At 58.7% G+C, this 21,849-nt stretch carries 14 protein-coding genes; 6 read left to right on the forward strand and 8 right to left on the reverse strand.

Features of this window, described 5'->3' with window-relative positions:
• The first annotated feature begins 194 nt into the window (after nucleotides 1–194).
• The 3 genes from I4484_RS12525 to I4484_RS12535 are packed head-to-tail and all read left to right on the forward strand — an operon-like array spanning nucleotide 195 to nucleotide 3,278.
• Entirely contained in the window at nucleotides 195–1,577 is a 1,383-nt protein-coding gene (locus I4484_RS12525) for a CHASE2 domain-containing protein (RefSeq protein WP_197447622.1), read from the forward strand.
• The gene (locus I4484_RS12530; RefSeq protein ID WP_197447623.1) at nucleotides 1,570–1,938 is read left to right on the forward strand and encodes a hypothetical protein; all 369 of its coding nucleotides are present in this window, start codon (nucleotides 1,570–1,572) and stop codon (nucleotides 1,936–1,938) included. Before I4484_RS12525 ends, I4484_RS12530 begins: the two co-directional genes overlap by 8 nt.
• On the forward strand, nucleotides 1,929–3,278 hold the full coding sequence (locus tag I4484_RS12535) for a M48 family metalloprotease (RefSeq protein ID WP_197447624.1): 1,350 nt from the start codon (nucleotides 1,929–1,931) through the stop codon (nucleotides 3,276–3,278). The genes I4484_RS12530 and I4484_RS12535 overlap by 10 nt, the downstream gene beginning before the upstream one ends.
• Before the next feature lie 49 nt (nucleotides 3,279–3,327).
• On the opposite strand, the gene I4484_RS12540 is transcribed toward I4484_RS12535, so the two are convergent.
• A complete protein-coding gene (locus I4484_RS12540) occupies nucleotides 3,328–4,665 on the reverse strand; it encodes an O-antigen ligase (protein ID WP_197447625.1) in 1,338 nt (445 codons plus the stop codon).
• Nucleotides 4,666–5,090: 425 nt separating this feature from the next.
• On the opposite strand from I4484_RS12540, the gene I4484_RS12545 reads away from it, so the two are divergent.
• Both I4484_RS12545 and I4484_RS12550 read left to right on the forward strand, forming a co-directional pair.
• A complete protein-coding gene (locus I4484_RS12545) occupies nucleotides 5,091–6,821 on the forward strand; it encodes an HD domain-containing phosphohydrolase (protein ID WP_197447626.1) in 1,731 nt (576 codons plus the stop codon).
• A gap of 23 nt (nucleotides 6,822–6,844) precedes the next feature.
• Nucleotides 6,845–9,088: a bifunctional diguanylate cyclase/phosphodiesterase gene (locus tag I4484_RS12550; protein WP_197447627.1), complete on the forward strand. Its 2,244-nt coding sequence runs from the start codon at nucleotides 6,845–6,847 to the stop codon at nucleotides 9,086–9,088.
• Here I4484_RS12550 and I4484_RS12555 read toward each other — a convergent pair.
• A complete protein-coding gene (locus tag I4484_RS12555; RefSeq protein WP_197447628.1) occupies nucleotides 9,048–10,424 on the reverse strand; it encodes a DUF726 domain-containing protein in 1,377 nt (458 codons plus the stop codon). The two genes, I4484_RS12550 and I4484_RS12555, sit on opposite strands and share 41 nt — an antisense overlap.
• A gap of 277 nt (nucleotides 10,425–10,701) precedes the next feature.
• On the opposite strand from I4484_RS12555, the gene I4484_RS12560 reads away from it, so the two are divergent.
• The gene (locus tag I4484_RS12560) at nucleotides 10,702–12,669 is read left to right on the forward strand and encodes a GGDEF domain-containing protein (RefSeq protein ID WP_197447629.1); all 1,968 of its coding nucleotides are present in this window, start codon (nucleotides 10,702–10,704) and stop codon (nucleotides 12,667–12,669) included.
• Nucleotides 12,670–12,690: 21 nt separating this feature from the next.
• Here the strand turns inward: I4484_RS12560 and I4484_RS12565 are convergent, their stop codons facing one another.
• From I4484_RS12565 to fliD, 6 genes are all read right to left on the reverse strand, one after another.
• Nucleotides 12,691–13,053: a hypothetical protein gene (locus I4484_RS12565; RefSeq protein WP_197447630.1), complete on the reverse strand. Its 363-nt coding sequence runs from the start codon at nucleotides 13,051–13,053 to the stop codon at nucleotides 12,691–12,693.
• A 61-nt stretch (nucleotides 13,054–13,114) separates the two neighbouring features.
• On the reverse strand, nucleotides 13,115–14,575 hold the full coding sequence (locus I4484_RS12570; protein ID WP_197447631.1) for a flagellin: 1,461 nt from the start codon (nucleotides 14,573–14,575) through the stop codon (nucleotides 13,115–13,117).
• Between the two features lie 378 nt (nucleotides 14,576–14,953).
• Nucleotides 14,954–16,195 carry a hypothetical protein gene (locus I4484_RS12575; protein WP_197447632.1) on the reverse strand — a complete coding sequence of 414 codons (1,242 nt, stop codon included), beginning with the start codon at nucleotides 16,193–16,195 and terminating at the stop codon, nucleotides 14,954–14,956.
• 11 nt (nucleotides 16,196–16,206) lie between these two features.
• Nucleotides 16,207–19,068: a tetratricopeptide repeat protein gene (locus tag I4484_RS12580; RefSeq protein ID WP_197447633.1), complete on the reverse strand. Its 2,862-nt coding sequence runs from the start codon at nucleotides 19,066–19,068 to the stop codon at nucleotides 16,207–16,209.
• Nucleotides 19,069–19,279: 211 nt separating this feature from the next.
• On the reverse strand, nucleotides 19,280–20,113 hold the full coding sequence (locus I4484_RS12585; RefSeq protein ID WP_197447634.1) for a flagellin: 834 nt from the start codon (nucleotides 20,111–20,113) through the stop codon (nucleotides 19,280–19,282).
• 297 nt (nucleotides 20,114–20,410) lie between these two features.
• Nucleotides 20,411–21,772, reverse strand: a complete 1,362-nt coding sequence (fliD, locus tag I4484_RS12590) for a flagellar filament capping protein FliD (protein WP_197447635.1) — start codon at nucleotides 21,770–21,772, stop codon at nucleotides 20,411–20,413.
• Between the last annotated feature and the right edge of the window lie 77 nt (nucleotides 21,773–21,849).

A 21,849-nucleotide genomic window follows, 5' to 3' on the forward strand; every position in this document is an offset into this window, starting at 1 on the left:
CAAGCTGGTCTGACCAGCCAGAAAAGAATGAAAAGAAAATAGAGCGAAGCCAGCAGAGCTTTGCCGTACGCAAGGAATCAGGATGTTTCAGAAAGGGAAGCCACGCTGCCTTTCACGGCAGCCCTATGCCTCGATTCGCAGGCCCGGTTCGTGCAGTGTCAGGAGTGGTCGCAAGCGTTCGAGGCGAAGTGCACATGGCCCGGCTTGAGCGAATAGTCGGCCTTGGGCACTCACTTAGACACCGCTGCTGGCAAATCGCCGGAGTTCGCTACCTGGTCTATGTGGCGCTGGGCATCTGGGCGCTGGCGGCCGATCCTTTCACGCTCTCCTCCACTTCAGACCGTGCCCTGTCGCGTGAATACCAGAACCTTCACGTACGACTCTCCGGTGTCGAGCCCGCCCCGCTGACGGTGGTGATGATCGATGCGCCGAGCATCCAGGCACTGCATGGCGACGGTAGCGGGTGGATGTCGAGCAGCGATTGGCCGCTGGACTACGCCGACCATGCCAGGCTGATCACCGACCTGACCGACAGCCAGGCACACCCACCCAGCGCGCTCTTCTACGATATCTTCTTCGAGGCACCAAGAAGCGCCAGTGGCGATCTCGGGAGGCTGGGCAGCCGGCTGTCCATGCTGGCACAAGATGGCCCAACCAAGCTGTTACTGGCCGGGGGTGGCAGCCCCATGCCCATGTCCCTGCCTTCCTATGAGCTGCTGGCTCAGCCCCAACTGGCGCCGACATCTTGGCATGGGCATGGAGATGACTACCCCTTCCTGGCGGCCGTTCCCCTCCTCAACACCACGCGCGGCGACGTCAGGCCGACCCCGGCGGTTGCTGTGTACCAGGCCCTGTGCGAGGCCTCGAACCGCTCATGCGATTGGCTGGAGCCGACCTCGGCCTCCGATCTTTCCGTGCAGTGGGCATCACGGGAAGCGCCGGAGTGCGTACCGGCAGAGCCGGTAAGCCGCTCGGGCGCACTGCTGAAGCGCTTCGCGCAAGGCGTGCTCCAAGGGCTCTACCGCAAGGTGGAGCCGAGCCACCTCTCGGCCGACTGCCTGCCGGTCAATCTCGTTCGTGCCTCACAGCTCTACGGCGATGACCCGGTTTCGCTGGTTCCGCCGGAGCTCGGTGAAGGCGCACCCTATGCCGTGATGGTCGGTGTCGTCATGCCCAGTATGCTGGATTACGTTGCCACGCCCATTTACGAGCAGTTGCCCGGCGTCATGCTGCATGCCGTCGCCTTCGAAAACCTCTGGCGGCTGGAGAGCGGCTACTTCCGGTATCGAGATGTCACGCTGTGGGGCATCGCCGCATGGTGCCTGGCCGTGTTGCTGTTCATGCTGCAGGCGCAGCGGCGTCACGTTTCCCCGCCACGTACGAAGATTCCCCTGGTGCTGATCTGGTGGGGCGTGATCACCGTGGCCGTGTTGCTGCTTCAGCTGGTCTTTCACAACCTGATGCGAATCGTACCGGAGGGATGGCTATCGCTGATCGCTGTCGTCCCCCTGCTTCGCGAAGTCGTGCTGCGCAACGAGGCAGCTACCCAGCCAATCAAGGAGACAAACGATGCATAACGCGCGAATGCTATGCGCTGCCGCCATTCTGATGTGTACCTCGGCCGCCTGGGCCGAGGCGGTTCAGATCGTGGAGATCCCCAGCCCCCGTTTCACCGAAGCTCAGCAGGTCAGTAGCGAGCAGTGGTTTTTGGTCGACGAGATTGCCGGCTTTTCCTTGCCGCTAGCGGCAAGCACCAACACCGGTTCTCAGCGTGAACTGCTGTTTACCGTCGCCGGGGAGCAGTACCGTATCGCGCGCGCCGATGTCGTCCTTGCCAACGAGGCGCTTGTCACCAGTGCCTGCGATACGGTTCCTCTGGCCCTGGCCGCGGATACCCGCTCCGCCAGCGTGAAGGGGGCAGGTGAATCATGCCGTTGATCAAACGCATCGCCACGCTGCTACTCTGCCTGACGCTGGCGGGGTGCGCCGGGCTGCCGACTGGCGACTCCCAGCTTGCCGGGGTGAGCTACGAAGTGCGCTCGGCCGACCTGCAGCATGTCCACCGAATGAACCGCGTACTGATCGCCGACCAGGCGCTTCTCGATTATCTCAACGGCATTTTGATCCGCCTCGAAGCCGGGCTGGATGAGCCGTGCAACTGCATCGTCGTGGTCGATTCTTTTGCAGGCTACGAAGCTTACGCGCTCTCGCCTTACACCATCGTTCTGTCTACCGGCGTCATGGCGCAGGCAGAGAGCGAAGATGAAATTGCCGCCCTCCTTGCTCATGAACTCTCGCATGTATTCCATGAGGACACGATCAAGTCCCGTTTTCAACAGGCCGCTGTCACGGCGGCGCGCATCGGTGGTATTGCAGCCGGCAATGGCTATAGCGTGGTATTGGGCGATGCCGCCAAGGAAGCGGCCAACGGCCTGATCTATCACCGTTGGAACAGCGAGCAGGAAGTCCAGGCAGATGCCTTTGCCGTGTCGCTTCTCGCGGCAGCCGGTTACTCCCAGGATGGCTTGAAGATGGCCGTTCGTCGCTTGGGCGAGTATTCCCAAAGTGCCCTGGCAAGCCGCGGTGATGATACGCCCGTCTGCGTTACCGATGCGGGCGACAATCGCTATAACGTCAATTTTGCCGGCTGCGCCGCGCGCATGACCGGTTCCCGCGATAGCCTCTACGAGCCCATGGAGGTCCGCCTGGAGAAGCTCAACGAGCGCATCTGGGAGTTAGAGCCTGACGAACGTCGCCGCCGCATCGGCAATGACGTGCCGCGTTTCGCTTCCGTCGACTATCTCTATGGGCTGAACCGCCTGGTATCGAACAATGAGACCGAGCTGCGGGCTGGCCTGGAGGCGGTGGAGCAAGACGCGATCCCTCCGATGCTGGAGAAGAACGCCCACGTCTACAACCAGCTTTCTCTCGCCCACGCTATGCTGGGCAATCTCGAGCCGGCACAGGATTATTTCATGAAGACGCTCGAGAGCGACTACCGCACCACCTTCAACTATCAGCGCCTGCTGCATCATGCCAATCAGCAGAACAACCCCCAGATGGTCGGGCGCATCATTACGCTCATGCATCATGACATCGGCCTGTCCGAAGAGATGCTGCCCTACGAGTATTACCTCGCCAAGCGGCATGAGTTGAGGCTACACGAAGCTCAAGCGTGGGCGCGTTGTGGCTTGAACCTGGCCCAGAACCTGGAGCTTTACCAGCGTTGCGTCGAATTCGGCGAAGCAGCGGACAAGAACTTGGTGCTTAAATGGTAAGCGGCAGCCCTGGCACGACAGGATGAAGGTCGCTTCTCTTGCAGCCCGGCTACGGTCGGGCTGGCTCATGTTTGCGCAGCACCGCCCAGCACACCACGCATAGCCCCAGGTAGCCGCTCAGGCCGCGCACGTCACGCAGCATCGACTGGGTCAGCCCGAAGTCGATGAAGGCCACCGGCACCATCATGCCCGCGGCGGCCAGCAGCCGGGTGCCTGGCTCGGCACCGGGGCTGCGCAAGCGGCGCCAGAACAGGCCCAGCGGTACCACATAGAGTGCCACCAGCACCGCGACGCCCACCAGGCCACGGCGCGCTGCGGTATCGATGAGCTCGCTGTGGAGCTGGTCGTGGTGGCGTATGCCCGCATGGAGCCCGGCCTGGTCAATCAGTTCATCGCGCCGTGCCGACACCTCGCCCTCGCCCCAACCAAACAGCGGCCGTTCGAGGAACATCAGGCCGCCGGCACGCCACATTTCCAGCCGCAACCCGACAGAGGTACCGCGAGAATCCCCTGCCCAGTACTGTTCCAGGTTGCTGTAGGCGAGTGCCACACGATCCCTGACGCCGCTCTGCGGTATCAGCGCCAGCGCCAGCAGCAACGCCATCAGGGTGCCGGCCGCCAATCGCCGGGTCCGACTGGGCAACAGGTTGCGCGCGACCCGATAGACCACCAGCAGCAGCAATGGCGCGGCGATCCAGCCACCGCGAGTGCCCGAAAGCAGCGACCCTACCATGCCGGCCATGGCCGCCAGCAGGCCCAGCACCACCATGGCCGGGCGACGAACGCTGCCGGCGCGCAGGCACCACAGAGCGCCAAGCAGCGAGAGCCCGCCCAGCAGCAGGGAGAGATTGCCGAAGGGAATGGCGTTCATGCCGTTGCTGGCTCGCGCCTTGCCCAGCACCAGCCGTTCGAAGAGGGCAATGCCACCGGCGCCCACGGCACCGCACGATACCGCCAGCCACAGCAGCCGCGGCTCCGGCGAGAACGACCTGAGCGCCAGCAGCAGCGCGGCGCCCAGCAACGGCCACAGCGGCAAAAGCACGCCTTGGTTGCCCTCACCTATCGGCCACTGGCCGCTGCGCCATACGTCGAGACACCACAGCCCGCCATAAGCGAGCAGAGCCAGCAGCATGGCGATATCGTCGCGGTCGAGCCAGCCATCGCCACCCATCCGTGGCGCATGAAACAGCAGCGCTGGCAGCAGGGTGACCGCGGCGAGCAGGGGAAAGATCGCATAGGCCCAAGGCAGCACCACCAGCAGCGCAATAAAGGCGAACCCCCACAGACTGGCCAGTGTCTCCAGCCGTGCCGTGTGGGCTTCCAGTCTGGCGGGTAGCCGCCTGCGATTCGCTCGCTCCTGCTGCTTCCAGGATGTGCTGGCGGTCATCTGCGTTCCTTTCGCGTGCTCTGCTGGGGCGACGAGCTGCCTGCCGCCCTGGGACGACGCGTATTCTGTCATGGGCACCCCGCGCCAGGGCAGGATTTTCTCGCGTGGCGCAGTGGACTTTGCTCGCCTGGCGCGGTGAATGCAGGTGGCGGGTAACTGCCGTTTCCCTTTCCCAGCGGTATCCCCTAGAATGCGCCGGCTTTCGCTATACGCGTGACCGCAAAAGCCCGCCATGGGGCTCAGCGCCTCCCTTCGGATGCTTGGCTGCGGCTGGCGCGGCGCCGTTCAGCCCGACCGAGGGCGATCGACCGGCATGGCCGGAAGCAGCCGCTTGTCGCAAAATAATGGGTCTGGGCTGGCTCCTCCCTTGACACATCCTAAGATATATTCATTACTCGGCACATGATCGACTCCGCAGGTAACCTATGAACGCCGCCCCACGCTCCGGCAATCCCTCCGCCCAGGTGATCCGGTCGCTGCTGCAGCACAAGCACCAGCTCTCGATGCATTCGAAGAACGCCCCCTATGCGCTGCCGGCCCAGGTCACCGAGCTGGACCTGGAGGCCGGCCAGCTGGTGTTGGAGGCGGAGTACAGTGGCTCCGACATCGAGCAGTACACCAGCGGTGGCGGCATGAGCTTCGACATCGAGGCCCTGAAGGCCCCGGATGCCGGCGAGCGCGAGGTCTACAGCATCAGCAACGTGTCGGCGAAGATCCTGAAGACCGATAGCACGACCTACCGGCTGGAATGCCAGCTGCCTGAATCCGTCTTCGTCCAGGATAGCCGCGGGGCGATCCGCATCCCCTTTATCCTGGGCATGCAAGCGCGCGTCAGCGTCGAAGTCTACCTCCACGAACTCAGCATCCCCGGGCGCCTGCGCAACCTCTCCGTCGGCGGCTGCATGGTGGATATCGACATAGCCGACAGCATTGCCATTACCGTGGGGCAGAGCGTGCCGGGCATCACCCTGGAATTTCCCAGCGGGGTGAGCTTCTTCGCCGAAGCAAGCATTCGCCACATGCGCCCCTTCGGCAACCACGGCCATGCAGCCGTGGGTTTCCAGTTCATCAACCTGACCACACCGCAGTCCGAAGCCCTGTTCCACTATGTCTCGGAAGCCGAGCGGGAAGCCGCCTACCGAACGGGAGCCAATGACGCAGTGGCCACGCACTCCCCCCTCTTCATTCCCGGTGCCAAGGAGAAGAAGATTCTGCAACGAGAAGAGCAGGAGCGCCAAAAGCACGCGCAACGCTCCCCCGTCCAGCGGGGGGTGATGGAAATCGCCCATCAGATCCAGATCGGGCTGATGTACATGAAGACCCGCCACCTCTTCCCCGAGGAGATCCTGTATGACTGTGCCGACACCCTGCTCTATCTCGTGGCGCAGGATCGCAAGGCGCTCCTCTATGCGCTGGCGTTCCTGCGCAACGAGCCGGACTGGGTACGCCATGCCGTCCAGGTAGCCGGCCAGTTGGCGGACATGATGCTGCTGCGCGATCCCCATTCGCCTCATGTGCGCGAGGCCGTCCTGGGTGCGCTGCTGCACAGCATGGGCAAGCCGCTATTGGTCAGCGAGGAGCTGCCGTCCCTCAAGGTCCACATGAAGCCCTACCAGAAAGAGATCCTGAAAGGGCACGTAGCCGCCCTCAAGGAAAAGCTGCAGGCATTGGGCTGGTCGCCGAGTCCGACCTGTCGCGACGTACTGGTCAACGCCAACGAGCGACTCGATGGATCCGGCTACCCGGCGGGCAAACGAGGTGAACAGCTCTCGGAGCTGGCCAGGCTGGTTTCCGTGCTCAAGGCCATCAACAAGCTGACGCATGAGCGCAATGGCATTCCGCCGCGGGCGCCGCTCGATGCCTACCGCTGGGTCAACGATGCCTCTGGAGCCTATGACAAAACCATCCTCGTCGAATACATCCAGCAATATGGTCTCTACCCGATCGGCAGCCTGGCCAAGTTCTCCGGCAGCTTCCTGGCCTGGATCATGGATATCGATGCCAAGGGCATGCCCACCAAAGTCAACGTCATCAAGAATCTATCTTTCAAGGACACTAATATCGACAGCGTCTTGACCAGCAAGGACTTCGCGCAGATAGGAAAGCTCGAGGGAGTGGTCAATCCTGCTGACTACGGGGTCCGGATCGCCAAGTAAGAAGCTTTGCCAAGGGGGGACCTATGCAGCTCGCAAACGCCGAGGCGAACATCGCCTTGGCCTTGGCGGCAGGCCTGCTGATGCTGGTCTTCCCCCTGCGGGATACCATGGGGCAGAGCGAGCCCGAGCATGACCAGTTGGTCTTTGCCGGCTCCGCGACCTACCCGCCGTTCCAGTGGCTCGACCGGCACGGCCAGGCGAAAGGCTTCGTCATTGATCTGCAGGAGAGCATGGCACACCACGCCGGGATCGACGCCGAACATCGGCTGATGGAGTGGGATAGCGCCCTGCAGGAAGTCCAGGACGGCAGGGCCGATGCCATTGCGCTGTTCGCCGCCGAAGAACGTGCGCCTTTCCTCGATTTCACCGAGCCCTTCTATTACCTGTTTCACGGCATTTTTTCGCACGACGACGGCGAGCACTTCAGCAGCCTGGCGGCCCTGGAGGGGCACCGAGCCGCCGTGGTCTCCGGCAGCCATGCCGAAGCACGGCTGGCGGAAGAACACCCAGATATTCCGCTGGTGCCGGTCGCCACCGAGTACGACTGCCTGCGCGCGGTGCAGGCCCGGCAGGCGGAGGCCTGTATCGAGGCCTCCCTCACCTCGATGCGCCACGCCGCCGAAATGAACGTACGCCAGTCGAGCCCCCCTTTCTGGCCGCAGCCCTACGTGTTCGGGGTTCGCAAGGGGAATACGGCCATGCTGGCCTGGCTGGAGCACCAGTTGGCCGTGGTCATGGCCGACGGTACCTTCAACGACATCTACCAGCAGTGGCGACCCGAGCTGGAGTGGCGGAAGCCCAACATCATCGACAGCCTGCGCACCTATGCCTGGGCAGTTGCCGTTCTGCTCTTCATGGCGCTGCTGGGCTTCATGTTTTCCTGGTACCTGAAGCGTCAGGTATCCCTGCGCACGCGCCTACTGTCCCAGGAACTAAAGGCCCGTAGCCGACTCGAGGAAGAGCTGCGCTATCAGGCGGAGCATGACACCCTGACCGGGCTTCCCAGTCGCACCAGGTTCATCGAGAGCCTGGACCGGCGACTCCAGGAGCAGCCGAACTGGGAGCCCACGGTAATTCTCCTGCGCTTGCTCAGCCTGGAACAGCTCACCAGCATGTTCGGCTATCGCTTCGGCCACGAGCTGCTGCTCATTAGTTTCGCCAGGCATCTCGAATCGCTGGATTTTGCCCAGGTCAGCCACTTGGGTTCGGGCGTCTTCGCCATTCTGCGCCAGCACGACTTCTCACACGACGATCTCGCGCAACGGGTGAACGATTCCCTCGTCGTCGATACGATCAGCATCGACGTGCAGGTCGCCATGGGCATTTGCGAGGGGCGCACCAAGCGGGACGAATGCAACGGCTCCGAGGCAGAAGAGCTGGTGCGCCGCGCCATGACGGCCTACTCCGCGGCAGCCGGCAGCGGCCAGGCGTGGCGTATCTACAGCCCTGACCTGGAACCCGACCCCAACGACCTGATACTGCTGCGAGACTTCCGTCGCCATGGCACACGCGACATGTACCTGCTTTACCAGCCCAAGCTCGACCTGGCGAGCGGTTATGTCCGGGGAGCCGAAGCGCTGGTCCGTTGGCAGCATCCGCAGTTGGGCAACGTGTCGCCCGCCCATTTCATCCCGCTACTGGAAGAGACGGGGCTGATCACACGGCTGACCTACTGGGTCATGGAAGAAGCGATACAGGCCGTCGAGCGATGCCAGGAGCATGACGAGGATTTCAGCCTCAGCGTCAACATCTCATCCCGGGACCTGATGGAAGGATCCACGCTGATCGATTTCATCAAGACGAGATCGTTCGCCTACCGTAAACAGGCGCTGTGCCTCGAGATTACCGAGACAGGCGTCATCCACGACCAGCGCCACGCCCAGAAGGTCATCGAGCAGCTTCACGACGAGAACATCAGCTGTGCCGTTGACGACTTCGGTACCGGCTACGCCTCCTTATCCTACCTGAGTGCGTTTTCCGTCGATGAGGTCAAGCTGGATCGCAGCTTCATCAGCAACATGCTGGAAAACCGGCGGCACCGTACCATTATCGCCTCGACCATTGCCCTGGCGCATGAGCTGGGGCTCAAGGTGACGGCGGAAGGGGTCGAAGATGCCGCCACGCTTCGCGAGCTGGCCGGGTTGGGCTGTGACATGGCCCAGGGGTACGTCATTTCGAAACCCATCGCCGAGCGCGACTTGCATCAGCTCATCGGGCACCGGTACTTCAGCGAAACGCTTCTGCAGGAAAAGGTTTCGCCTGACTGACCTCTCTCTCGCGAAGGGCAAGCGACTGCCGCTGGCGTGCGAGGCGGTTCATTACACCGCCAAGATTGGCTTTCCATTCGCAGTGCCTTTCAACCAGATCGCTGAAGTTGCAATTGACGATGCCGCTTCCCGCGTCGGGTACCGGCACCAAGCCTGCCGGAGCAGCGAAACCGGCATCCGCCTTACGGCACAGCCACTGCAGCTCGCTGTCCTGTTCCGAGTGGCAGTTATGTATACCGGCCGCCGTAGAGGCAGCAGCCGTGCGCCAGTCCAACTCGTTGGCGCTGTCCACGGCACCGCCCAACAGGATGGCATCCCGGACATATCTCCCGGGCCCCTTACTGGCCAACGCCAGCAGAGCGAAGAAGATGACCCTGGCTCCCAGCGAATGTCCCATCAGAGTGAAAGTTCTATTCTCGGTACGGCTGATGGCCTCGGCCAGCAGCGCCCCCGCCTTCTCCGCGTTCAGCATGGCGGATTGCCAAGGGTTGAACGCTCCCTTTTCCCCACGGAACAAGATATCGCTCGTATGTGCGCCAGCTGCGGTTTTGGTCAGCAGCCCACCCAACCTACGCAGCGCTTTGGCTTCCCAATTCAAATACCAGAGCGAAGCATCACAGTAGTGTTCCGTCAGGCCATCGCACCAGTCATGGGCATCAAGATCCCCCTCGGACAAGGGACCATTGACCATAACGACCCGATGTCCACGGTCCTCGGGTGACGTACGCTTCAATACAAAATGGTAATCGGGGATGTCCTTCAGATAGGCATTTGCCAGCCCATAACCGGCCTTGCCACCCAGCCCGGCTCCGGCGGCGGCAATGATACCCAACTCTCCGCTCCCTACCTTGGTCAACGATGCCGAAGCGAGCAGGTCTTCGTGCGAAGCGTCGTGGCGGGCACGCCAGTAGGAGCCCCCCAGCGCCACCGCAATGCCTGGCGCCGCCAGGTAGCTGCTCGCCTCCCCGGCACCGGGTCCATTGCCATTGGCCAGGCCAACGAGGTTTTTCCTGCGTGGCCGCATCAGATACTTGAACTCTCCCAGTTCGAGTATCTTGGCTGTTGCCTTGGTGAAGTTCGGCATCGAGCCATCATGCTCTGCGCACAGCTCGCCATGCCACACCTGGGTCTGGCACTCATCTCCTGCCTTCCCATCGTCACCAATCACTGCGCGCGCCATGCTGTCGCAGTAGCGACACTGCGCCGTCAGTAGTTTGCATGAGGAGCACAGGAAGGTGGCGCGGCCAGAGCCATGCTTCTTGAACAAGGTATGGCGACTGAATTCTCCGCACCAAGAACACCAGGAATTCAAATGATGCAGGCGTACCTCGGACATGAGTGAATACCCCTTCAGAGCATCGCGAGCCTTCTGCTCCGAGCCATCCATACCGAACAGCACCTTGGCAGGACTCGCGTGATTTATTCTAAGAGGCTTAACGGCACCGCAAGTCGAAACTTTAATCGGATGGTACGGCTTACCCGTTTGTCCGTCTCGCTGGTAGTACCTGCCAGGCGGGCACTGCTGTCACATAAAAACAGCGTTTCCTTTCAGGGCGGCTTACCCTAGAATGCGCCGGCTCGAGCTTCGCTCGTCACTTTCGGAGGGTCGCCTGATGACGCTGAAAGTCCTCTGCAGGCGTTTGATCGCAGCCGTCGTCGTACCTGTCATCCTGGTGACGGCCACGCTGTACCCGATCCTCCAGGCCCACCTCGGCGCCCGGCTCGACGGCGCCGTCTCGGCCGCCGACGCCAAGCTCGAAGCCGGTTTGCGAGTGCTGCAGAGCGAGATCAACGCCAGCATCAACCACCTGCTGGCGACCGCAGAGATGCCGCTGATCCAGCGCTACCTGGCTGGCGTGGGAACGGTTCAATCCCCACGGCAGGAGGCCACGGCACATCTCACCGAAGCCCGCCTTCATGCGCTGTTCGAAACGCTGCTGCCACACTACGCGCGTTACACCCAGTTAAGCCTGATAGATTCAGCCGGCCGGGAACTGGTACACGTCGGCGACGCACCGGCCCAGCCCGAGCGTCATGCCGAGGCCATTTTTTTTCTCGAAGCCATGGCGCTCGCGCCCCGGGACGTCTACGTCGCAGCGCCAAGTCATGCTCAAAACCGTCAAACGGCCGGCGCTTTCCAGTTGACTATCGCCACGCCCGTTTTCGACACGCTTGGCAAGCGCAAGGGTGTGCTGAGATTCACCCTGGATTGGCATCATCTGGCCACCGATATCCAGCGAACCGTTGCCATGGAAGTGGAATCGCTCCCCTTCATGATCGACGCACGGGGAACCTGGCTGCTGACCGAGATGGAGGGGCCGCTCGCGTTCGGTGACAGCTTTGCGGCACATTCACCGCTCATCTGGGAGGCGCTCTTGCAGCGCAATCGCGGTGAAGTGGACGATGGCGATCAGCGAGTCTTGTTTCGCGCCTACGATGCGCGCATTGACCACTATCATAGCCAGGCCGGGATGGTCACCGGCCCACCGGGCTATTATCCGTGGCGGCTGGGGATCACGGTGACCCAACCTGCTCTCGCTACGCTGCTCGCAGAGCAACCCACGGCCGTTCTGATCGCCCTGCTTCTCTATGTGCTTTCCATCACCTTCGGCGTGTACTGGGCGATCAGCCACCATCGCCAGCAGACCCTGCGCCAACAGGCGCAGCGGCTCTCCCAGCAGGCCCATGACTATGCCCATGAGGTGCGCGACCTCTACGAGAATGCGCCGTGCGGCTATCACTCGCTGGACGCCGACGGGCGCGTGGTCAAGATCAACCGTACCGAACTCAACTGGCTGGGCTACGCCGCAGAGGAGGTGATCGGCAAGCGGGACTATCGGGATTTCGTCACGCCCGAGACCCGCGAGGCGTTCGAAGCGGCATTTCGGGAGGTGCTGGGGCCGCAGCGGGAGGGCTCGGCGGAGTGCGAGCTGGTCACCCGAAGCGGCGACACCCTGCCCGTGGTCATCCAGGCCACCGCCTATCACACACGGCAGGGGTTCGTGCACTCCCGCGCGATGGTGTTCGACCTGAGCGAACGCAAGCGGTTGGAGGAAGCGCTGGCTCGCCAGGCCATGACGGACCCCCTGACGGGGCTGGGCAACCGGCGCTACCTCAAGGACCAGGCCAGCCTAGAGATGGCCCGTGCCCGGCGCAGCGGCGCGCCCCTGAGCCTGATCGTCATCGACCTGGACCACTTCAAGCGTATCAATGACGAATACGGCCACGACATAGGCGACCTGGTGCTGCAGGACTTCGCCCGCAAGGCCGCGGAGCAGTTGAGAGAGGGCGACGTGTTGTGCCGCATGGGCGGTGAGGAGTTTGCCGTGCTGTTGCCCGACACCCCCAAGGAGGCTGCCTTGCTGATCGCCGAGCGGCTTCGCCAGGCGCTGGAAAGTTCACCCGCAGCGGTGGATGAAGAGGTCGAGCCTTCGGGGCAGCTGCGCTATACCGCCTCGATGGGGGTCACGTGGGTCAATCCGGAAGCATCGACCCTGAAACCGGCGATCAAGCGCGCTGACACCGGGCTCTACGAGGCCAAGGCTCGCGGGCGCAACCGGGTGGCGTGGCAGGGAGAGTGACGCCAGGCGAGTGTGGTAGCCTTATGCAGGATCGGTCTGCAGCTCTTGGGCGCGCTGGTAGAGACGACGAATTCTCTCGACAGCCACGGCTTCGTGCTCGTCCAGCTCCAGCCGAGTGTCGTCCTTCCCTTCCGGCTCTTCCATGGCATCGACCAGCTGATCAGAGTAGCGCCGCAGCAAGTGCCCCAGGTTCATATTGATCATGGTGATCTCCAATTCGAACTCGTCCTTGAGTTCCTGAAGCCGCCGCGTTTCCCTGGGGTCGAGACTGTACTCAAGCTTGGCCCCGAGCGTTTCGCTCAGAAACTGCTCGGTTGCCTGGAGTTTCGGCAGAAGTTCGTCCAAAAGCTCCCTTGACGATAGGCTCGGATCGAATCCCGCCATGCTTTCTCTCTCAGTCAGAAATTTATGGATTATCCTACCCACCTCTCCTAAGAGCACGTGCTCAAGCCAGCAGCGACATCACGCCCCGCGGCGCCTGGTTGGCCTGAACCAGAACCGCGGAACCCGCCTGCTGGAGGAATTTCGCCTTGACCAGGGCGGAGGTCTCCTGGGCGTAGTCGGCATCGACGATTCGAGACCGGGCAGCTCCCAGGCTTACCTGCTCATGCCCCAAGCTATCGAGGGCGGATTCGAAGCGATTGTGCAGTGCGCCGTAATGGCTGCGATAGCCATCCACCTGGCCCATCGCCTGCTGGAGTTTCTGCATCGCCTCGAGGGCCTTCTCCCTCGGGTCCAACGCCACCCCCTCGAGCCCCAGTGAGTGGCTATTGGCTGGGGTAGGGCCAACGGTAAGCTTATCGATTCCTTGGCCGAAGCCAGCACCGACCGCTATCTCAGTGGGCCTACTGACAGGGCTCATCAACGGTTCCGGCTCCTCGTATTCGATGGGCATCTCGTCCCAGGTTGCCCGGGCATTGAAAGCCCCCTCCCCTGCAACGAAAACGAGCAGGTTCTCGGTGACTCTGTCCAACGTGACCCGCTCCAGCATGTTGTCCGCCAAGCGACCGTCATTGAACTCGGTGCCGTCTTCATCAGCTGTATCCAGCGCCAGCCGATCGCCATCTCCGCTGTAAGCGATGAGCATGCCGTTGTAATCCAGTTGGATAGGCAGCGAATTCGGATCATGAGACCCCGCACTGTCCTGCAGCAAGCCGGCATCGTAGGAGGCATCTGCATTGAATCCGTTACCCACCGTTATCAGCCGGTCGTTGGCCGTCGCGGCGTCGCTGACGTTGCGGTACTGCCAGACATAATCGGGATGATCCCCTTCGATTGGCGTGCCGATGAGATGCTTCCCGTCTACCGTGAAAATCTGTATGTCGTCGTCGAAACTCAGCGAATCGATCTCCAGCATCACGTTAGTGGCACCCTGGGGAATGTAGGCCAATGACGCGATGCCGGAGGAGAAGCGCTTGAAAGTCGGCTCGAGCAGCTCGGTGATATGCGGTGCGTTTCCCAGCTTGACTGGCAGCGGTCGAGGTTCCTCCGGCGCAAGCGGGGTCTTGCCGAACGCCTCGGTGCCAAACGCGATCCGGTCGATCTCCTTGACAAGCTGCTGGTATTCGGCATCGATCGAGGCACGATCAGCCTCCGAGAGCGTTCCGTTGGCTGCCTGAACGGCCAGCTCACGCGAGCGATGCAGGATCTCATTGATACTGTCGAGCCCACCTTCGGCAGTCTGCATAAGCGAAATCCCATCATTGATGCCTCGCGACAGCATAGAGCCCGCGCGCAAGCCTGCCTCCATGCGGTTGGCAATGGCCTGGCCGGCGGCATCGTCCTTGGCGCTGTTCACGCGTAGGCCTGAGGCGAGCCGTTCCATGGACACCGCCAACTGGGACTGGCTGCGGGCAAGGTGGCTCTGCCCCTTAAGCGATAAAATGTTGGTATTGATGACTGTCATGGCCGCTCTGCGGAAGAGATGATAGCTATAATTTCGGCAACGGATAAGAAAACTTTAGTGTAATAAAAAGAGGCGCACCTTATTCTTTAGGTGCTGCATGAGATGCATAAGTATGAATAGGCTAGCCTTACAGTTTTAATTTTCTGAACTAGTTTGGTAAGGAAAAACCGAAATGGCTCTATAATTCAGAGACACCAGAAGCCAAGGAGCAAGTTGGAAATTAATAAGGTGCCGGATCCGTTTTCAAGAAAGGGCCTCTTAAAAACGAAAGAAGCCCAGAAAAGGAAAAAAGAACTGTTAAACTATAGGGAGCCAACGGGAGCATGTGTCAGGCGAATATCATCACTTTACACAGTGTACGCAGCGCACATCTAGCCTTCACCGCCCGGTTAGCAATTTCGTAATTGCACTCTCAATCATCTGGTCGCTTCCCAAGCTATAATTTAAAGCCTTATCAGGGCGCCTTATCAAATTATTCATGCATGCGTCAGAATCCCTAATAAGCAGCCCAGTAGAAAATTCTTTCTCAACATCACCGATATAGTCCGAGCAGTAGACGGTTGGTATACCGAAATTTAGCGCATCAAGAGCACAGGTGGACGAGAAAGTAACATGCACTCTCGCGGACTGCAATGATTCATTAATTCCTATCTTGACAGGATCCTCAACCTTAGACTTAATGTTCATTTTTTTTAGCATCGACTGTATTTCGATCGCCTCATCAATATGGAGTGGATGCGGCCTGATTACTACTTTTTCTTTTATTAAAGAATGCACATTTTTTATAGCATCATAAGGCACAGGAATTCCTTTCGACTGAGGCTGATGGGTATAAAGAATGTATCTACCAATATTTTTAGAAAACTTAATATGCGGACAAACAGGATTCCCACCTTCGACTACTCTTGCCCCTACCTCAATATCACTATCCTTTACTAGCATTTTTGTAGCCATACCTCCCCAAGTCCAAAACAAATCCGGAAGCAACGGACTAGAAAGCTCTAATTCTTTAAACTTAGAATATGCAGGGTGCTTAAAACCATTAATACCGTGCTGCACATCTATAACAGTCACGCCCAGCATTTTGCAAGCAAAAATAATAGGGAAATAATAGGGGCTATAATAACACCTTAGCAGCACAGCATCGACATTCATTTTGGCTAGAAGCTTAAAGTACTCACCAATCAGACCATTGAGAAAATAAAATCTACTCTCAAGATCGCGGCGAATACTTGCGCCATAGAACTCAATCAAACGAGAATCAAAGAAATCTATCTCCTCTTTTTGCTTAGTACTCAATAGCTTTCTGTACTGGGGCTCGGCAATATTAATTCGAGTCGTAGCTATACCTTTTTCTTCGAATTTCCTCAGAATACTACCAAGAAAAATCCTATCTGCAAAATAACCGACCTTCTTGATTCTTTTTTTCTCTGGGTAAACATCAGTCAATACCCCCGAGCTCAACAAGCCCCCTGCAGGCATTTCCACAGGCTTACAAAATACCTCTTTCAAGCAGAATAAAAACGCCTCTCGGATTAAAGGGGAGTAATTCAAACGAGAGGAAGAATCCAAACTTGAAACAATACGGCTGTAAACATCAAATTTCTCGTATGCAAACATATCCCCCTCCACTAAAGGCCTAACAGATCAAATAAATTATCGTCATCACCCAAGAAGCTTTTTCTCTCATCACTACCTTTAACCAACTGATCAGAAAAAGAAGGCAACAGACCCTTATCCTCAAGCAACTTCAAGGAACGGTCAGTACAAACAGAAGACACTAATTTATAAGCAAAATCATGTACACCGAAAATTTCACTAAGGATAAACGCAAGCTTCATTCTATTTTCATTGTTCAAGGTCATTAGACGCTCGCGGCTGGGCAATAGCAATGCATCAGCACTTCCCAACTCGGTAGCCTGCCGCTTCACTTCTGGCACACTCTCGGGCAGATGACTGATATGTTTCATATCATTGAATCGATACAAACGGAATCCATGATTCTCCATCCAATCGAGAAATCTCGCCAGGTTGAATTGCATCTTATGAATCGGCTGAAAAGAAATTCGAGCCTGGATGATTAGTGTATTGGCCAATGCTTTCGTAGCATGCTCCAATATTTTCAAGTTGTCATGACCAGCATCAAGTGCCAAGAAATCAATACTAGGAAGACCCTCAATGCTATCAAGAGCAACTGTTGGAATTTGATACCAGGACGACCTAGAATCAGTTTTAATAGATGCGGCTTCTAATTCATCATCTGTATAAAGCGTGACAGGCTGGCCATCACCAAGACTGGTGCTGGGGAAGTGCTGTATTTCTCCATATTGAGCAAGATGGTCCACCGTAGGTAACTTCCCGGTAGGATCGAAACTCAGAATAACGACACGACCGCTGCCAAGCAATTCGCGGGCATCTGCCCTGGCGGCCAGCACCGCACCATTATCAACTGCAAGCACCGGGCTTTCGAGCTGCCAGTCAAAAATACCGCTGGGTAGCGCTACGGAAAGTTTCACAGGGACATTTTCATCAGCGAACTGCGCTGCACCACTCTTACTGAAGGTCAAAGCCTCGGGCGGCTTGCCTTCGCAATGACGCTGCCATATGGCGCGCAGCGCAGTGGCCAGATGACTGGCAAAGCGAGGACCATCGCAAATGGGAGAATCCGTCAGAATGGTACGTAGGGCAGCACGAATGACGGCAAGATTGGGCAAGTCAGCCGCCAACTCCGTGGCACGTTTACGAAACTCTTCCCAGCTATCTGTTACCAGTTCGGAAAGCCCGGCATTGACGAGATGGGTTGCACTATGACGCCCAGCAAAGGTGGGACCGACCCGGGTTACGACAGGCACCCCCATCATCAGGGCCTCACATGTGGTCAAACCACCTGAATAGGGCCAGGTATCCAGAGCGATATCGATACGCTGATAAGTGGCCAAGAACTCCTGGTGCTGTGCCGGGCCTTCCATCAATAACCGATCCACGGCAACGCCATGTTCCGCAAAGATTCCAGTCAACTTGTCGCGGTAGCGTGCGCTTTCGAACTGAATCCCGCGAAGCAGCAGCTTGCTGTCAGGGATTTCCTTCAGCAGCTTGGCCCATTCGGCCAGCATGGGTGGAGATAGCTTGGCGGGGTTATTCAGGCAACCGAACGTGATGTAGCCATTGTTTAGCGCAGGAAGACCATTGCACGAAGGGGCATGCTCGGGAATATGGTAACAGATATAGTCGTCAGGAAGACGAATCAGCTTCTCCACATAGAGTTCATCGACTCCCTCAGGCGTCTCGATGCTGTCGCTCAAAAGATAATCGAAGCAGCTTAGCCCAGTCGTACTGATCAAGCTTCCCACCCACTTGACGATCAGCGGAGCTGGCTCACGAGTCAGGGTATCGTAGCGCGAGCCTTCACCGGCACCGTTCATGTCAATCAGTATATCGATGCCATCACTGCGAATCGTCTTCTCCAGTTGCTCTGCACTCAGCCCTTCGACCACCTCCCAACGGCGGACGACATTCTGAAAACACTGCGTCAACTTATCCACTACTTGGTTTGTACTGTAAGCAATCAACTCGAACTGCTCAGCAGGTAAATTCTCCAGTGCAGGAAGTATCATCTGCCCTACCGGATGCACTCTGAATCCACCGGAAAGCAGTCCAACACGAATTTTTTTTGCAGGGTTCTTAAGCGTACTTTCCCGAGCTGAGGCAAGCATGGCAACTTGCTTACCCCATTGTACCGTCATGTTGTAAAGATCCACAGCACTGTATGCAGGATTATAGTGTGCCGCTACCAATAGATTTGAATGGACCTTCCTATTGGAAGGATTTAACTTCAGCTCTTTGTTGTAATGAAATTCGGCTTTTTCATATTCACTTTCTTTGACATAGAGTGCCGCAATATGGTTATTCACCCCTACATGTTTTGGGTTTATCTCAAGTAACCGCTTCAAGGTCTCAAGAGCGTCATCGTGTCGCTTAAGCTGTTCAAGTATGCGGGATCGCCATAGCAGTGTTTCTTCATGATAAGCGTCTAATGCTAAAGCACGATCATTTATCTCGAGCGCCCTGCGGTTATCACCCAGTTGATGGTAGGCTCGGCTCATCCATACCAATGCGGTCAAGTGGTCTGATTCTGCCTTAAGAATCTCATGCAGCGCTGCCGTCGCCTGCTTGGCCTGCCCTGCCAGCACTTGATACTGTGCCAGTTTCAGCCGTTGAGCGGCGCCGGGCGTTGCCAGCTGGTCGATCACTTGGGCCATGGCCTCGCAGGCGTCGGCAAAGCGCTCCAACCGGCCCAGCACGTTTGCATGTAGCTCATGGGCCTGGGCAGCCTGCGGGTAGCGTTGCACCAAGGCTTCGGCCATTTCCAAGGCTCGGAGGTAGTCTCCCCCACGATAAGCGCTATCGAAAGCATCTAGCTGAGCGGCCGGCAAGACATTGCCAACCTTTGGTGCGGGAGAAGGGTAACGTCGACGAGCATTTTTCTTGGCCATGGCCGGGGCACCTTGACAGTTGTATACGATGGCAACTGCTCATGGTAAACCGCCTGGCGCGCCGGGATACGTGCAAAAGGACTAGCAACAACCCCCTTTTTCGCTCTTAGGCTGAGCGGTTTCCCAGCAAATACCTACAACGAAGCGAGGCTGGCCAATCGGCCAGCCTCGGGAGAGGGTTGCATAGCACAACCCGATACCAACTTCGCGATTAGCCCAGCAGAGAGAGTACGCTCTGCGGCGTCTGGTTGGCCTGGGCCAGCATCGATGTACCAGCCTGCTGCAGAATGTTCGCGCGGGTCATGTTGGAGACCTCGACAGCGTAGTCGGCATCCTCGATCCGCGAGCGGGCCTCGCTGAGGTTGGTGACGTTGGTGGTCAGGTTCTCTACCACTGAATCGAAGCGGTTCAGGGTAGCACCAAGCGTTGCACGCTGGTCGTCGATCTGCTGAAGGGCAGCGTCGACAACATCGATTGCTGCTTGCGCGCTTGCAAAGCTGGTGACATCGATATCCGCCACTGCTGTGTTAGTAAGGCCAATATCGCTAGCCGTCATCGATACGGTTTCGACTTCGATGGAGTCAGAGGTCCCGGTATTGGCGCCCACTTGGATATTCAAAGTAGCCGAATTGCTGAGCAGTGCAGTGTCGTTGAAAGTCGTTGCTTCGGCAATACGAGTGATTTCTTCGACGCGCTTATCGATTTCCAGCTGGATGGAAGCACGGTCATCAGCTGAGTTGGTGTCGTTGGCCGCCTGCACCGCCAGCTCACGGATACGCTGCAGGTTGTCGCTCAGCTGGTTCAGGCCGCCTTCCATGGTCTGCACCATGGAGATACCATCGTTGGCATTACGCTGGGCCTGCTGCATGCCCTTGATCTGGGCGCTCATGCGGTTGGCGATAGCCTGGCCGGCGGCATCGTCGGCTGAACTGTTGATGCGCAGGCCGGAGGAGAGACGCTCCTGCGCCTTGGCCAGCATGCTCTGAGAAGACTTCAGGTTGTTCTGGCCGATCAGGGCGGTGATGTTGGTATTGATCACTGACATGGTGTCATTCCTTCTTTACGTTGAGGGCTCCATTGACGGGCCCACTGAACCTTTCCTGCGGCCCAGCATCTCGGGCCTGTCTCAACGGCGCCGTTGGCCGTTACCCTAATTAACGGCTTCGCGAGGGAAACCTTTAGGGGGCGGCACGACTTTTTTTGCTTTTTTTGAAGGATCGGACACCTTGCCAAGTCGGCTTCGGTGTCGTAAACGCTCGGGCCCGGCAATTGCCGGGCCCGGTAAATTGGCCAGGATGAGTCGTGATCCTGGCACCGCTGCAAAACTCTCTAGCGGCTTCTACTACTTCTTGGTCTGGACCATCTGCATGCTCAACATATCGAGCTGCTGCATCAAGTAGGAGCCAGTGGAGTTCATCTTGGCGAGCATGACATCGAGCTGCCCGAACTGCTTGCGATAGCGCTCGATGGTTCGCTCAATGCTGAGTTCCATGCGCTCGTAGCGGCCGTTCAGGCTGTCTACCTTCGTTTCCGAACTCTTGATCGAGCTCTTCACCAAGCCCTCGGCGCCCAGCACCTGCTCCAGCGTCGTGCCGAGCCGGCCAGCCATGCCGGCTTCCTTGCTATCTCCTGCAAAGAAATCAGACAGTGCCTGGGGATTGCTTGCGATCACCTCGTCGAGCTTGGTCTCGTCGAGTTCCAGCCGGCCGTTGGGCTTCAGTGAGATGCTCATCTGGGTCAACATCTGTATGTCGCCGCCCGGGACGAGATCACCCAGGTTTCGGCTGAGCCGCGATTCGATGGTGCGTACGGCACGGTCGCCGACCAGTTCACCAGCCGTATCGGCGTCTCCGGTCGCCTCGGTCATGCGACCGATGGTCGACTTCATCTCGTTGTAGGCGGTAACGAACCCTTTCACAGCCTCCTTGAGGACATTGTTGTCGCGCTCCACCACCACCGTCGCGGTTTTCCCCGCCGCCGCGGCGTCCAGTTCGAGCGTCACACCCTGAATCGCGCCCTCAACCCGGTTGGAACTGCTGGTGATGGTGATGTTGTTGATCAGGAGCTCGGCGTCTCTCCCGGCCACCTTGACTGCCGTATCCTCGGTCAGCGCGGTATTGGCGAAGGCCATTCCCGTCACACTCTCTGCCAGCCCCGTCTCCTTGGAGTTCACCACCAGGCGGTAGCGGTTGCCGTCATTGATGATCGAAGCCGACACTCCGGCATCGGCATTCGCATTGATGGCATCTCGAATGTCCTCGAGACTCCCGCCTTCGGCGAGATCGACCGTGACGTCCGCCTTGCCCTGGAAACTGAGCGTCAGCGTATCGCCACCCGCGCCCACCAGCGCATCGGTGGTGCTTGCGACACCCTGGCTGGCGATACTGCCCGCCTTGGCGGTGTGATTCACGGTGACTTCGTAGCGCCCCGGGCTCGCCTCCGCTCCCGCGGTCGCGGTGATACCCTCGCCCAACACACTGGTCGTCAAGCTCTGGTACAGCTTGGCGTCATTGAGCTTGGTCACGGCGTCCTGGAACTTGGTCAGGCCGGACTGCAGCCGGCCATAGGCCGAGATCTTGGCCTGCTCCTGTGTCTTCTGGGCCGTGATCGGCTTGAGCTTCTGTCGCTCCGCCGCGTTCAGCTGATCGAGTAGCCCCGACAGATCCAAGCCAGAGCCAACACCGAGTGAGGAGATGCTTGCCATGGGACGATGCGCCCTCCGTGAGCGTCAATAACGGTTATGGGCTTACTATCGGCTGCTGAACCGGCAACTTTAGCCCT

The sequence above is a fragment of the Halomonas sp. SS10-MC5 genome (assembly GCF_015992245.1).
In the GTDB taxonomy this organism is placed as follows: Bacteria; Pseudomonadota; Gammaproteobacteria; order Pseudomonadales; family Halomonadaceae; genus Halomonas; species Halomonas sulfidoxydans.

Coding starts and splice junctions, on each gene's coding strand:
- I4484_RS12525 (WP_197447622.1), top strand. CDS start 195: ATGGCCCGGCTTGAGCGAATAGTCGGCCTTGGGCACTCACTTAGACAC.
- I4484_RS12530 (WP_197447623.1), top strand. CDS start 1,570: ATGCATAACGCGCGAATGCTATGCGCTGCCGCCATTCTGATGTGTACC.
- I4484_RS12535 (WP_197447624.1), top strand. CDS start 1,929: ATGCCGTTGATCAAACGCATCGCCACGCTGCTACTCTGCCTGACGCTG.
- I4484_RS12540 (WP_197447625.1), bottom strand. CDS start 4,665: ATGACCGCCAGCACATCCTGGAAGCAGCAGGAGCGAGCGAATCGCAGG.
- I4484_RS12545 (WP_197447626.1), top strand. CDS start 5,091: ATGAACGCCGCCCCACGCTCCGGCAATCCCTCCGCCCAGGTGATCCGG.
- I4484_RS12550 (WP_197447627.1), top strand. CDS start 6,845: ATGCAGCTCGCAAACGCCGAGGCGAACATCGCCTTGGCCTTGGCGGCA.
- I4484_RS12555 (WP_197447628.1), bottom strand. CDS start 10,424: ATGTCCGAGGTACGCCTGCATCATTTGAATTCCTGGTGTTCTTGGTGC.
- I4484_RS12560 (WP_197447629.1), top strand. CDS start 10,702: ATGACGCTGAAAGTCCTCTGCAGGCGTTTGATCGCAGCCGTCGTCGTA.
- I4484_RS12565 (WP_197447630.1), bottom strand. CDS start 13,053: ATGGCGGGATTCGATCCGAGCCTATCGTCAAGGGAGCTTTTGGACGAA.
- I4484_RS12570 (WP_197447631.1), bottom strand. CDS start 14,575: ATGACAGTCATCAATACCAACATTTTATCGCTTAAGGGGCAGAGCCAC.
- I4484_RS12575 (WP_197447632.1), bottom strand. CDS start 16,195: ATGTTTGCATACGAGAAATTTGATGTTTACAGCCGTATTGTTTCAAGT.
- I4484_RS12580 (WP_197447633.1), bottom strand. CDS start 19,068: ATGGCCAAGAAAAATGCTCGTCGACGTTACCCTTCTCCCGCACCAAAG.
- I4484_RS12585 (WP_197447634.1), bottom strand. CDS start 20,113: ATGTCAGTGATCAATACCAACATCACCGCCCTGATCGGCCAGAACAAC.
- fliD (WP_197447635.1), bottom strand. CDS start 21,772: ATGGCAAGCATCTCCTCACTCGGTGTTGGCTCTGGCTTGGATCTGTCG.